Origin of the sequence: Synechococcus sp. H55.10 (genome assembly GCF_047502715.1) — a bacterium.
Classification (GTDB): Bacteria; Cyanobacteriota; Cyanobacteriia; order Thermostichales; family Thermostichaceae; genus Thermostichus.
Genome location: NZ_JANSJJ010000283.1, coordinates 1 through 516, shown reverse-complemented (window position 1 = coordinate 516; position 516 = coordinate 1). Strand labels below are relative to the sequence as shown.

Annotated in this window: 1 protein-coding gene; it reads right to left on the bottom strand. The window is 54.3% G+C overall.

The features are described 5' to 3' along the window. Positions 1 to 454: SirB1 family protein (locus NW858_RS13165; RefSeq protein WP_414520664.1), on the bottom strand; the 454-nt coding region annotated here is incomplete at its 3' end. Positions 455 to 516: the final 62 nt, after the last annotated feature.

Here is a 516-nt window from a genome sequence, read left to right as displayed (position 1 = left end):
GCCCTTGATGAAAGGGATCCACAAAAATCTCCGCGTCTGCAAACAAGGGCCGCACCAAAAAGTGACCGGGCATGCCCACCCCTGCCATGGGAAAATCGATCCGCCGCGCCAGCTCTAGATAGATTAGAGAAAGAGTAATCGGGATACCGGTACGCCGATCGATCACCTCGTTTAAAAAGCTGTTGCGCGGATCGTAATAGTCTTCGCTGTTGCCACGAAAGCCCAGATCTTCAAAGAGATAGTGATTTAAAATCCGGATGACGCGCAGGGGGTAGCGCTCGGGAGGAAGACGCTCTTGCACTTCTGCGGCCATCTCATCCAAAGCGGCCAAATACTCTTCTACATCCAAGTCGGGATAGGCTTCCTGAGCAATCCAGAGGGCCGCTCGGCCCAGATCGATGGAATCTGATTGAATTTCCTGGATGAAGCGTTGGCGGGCGGCAGGAATGCTCATGGGAGGCTGGAGTTTTCGGCGACCATCTCGGCTAGAACAGGAGCGTGCAGAAGCTGGTCAAC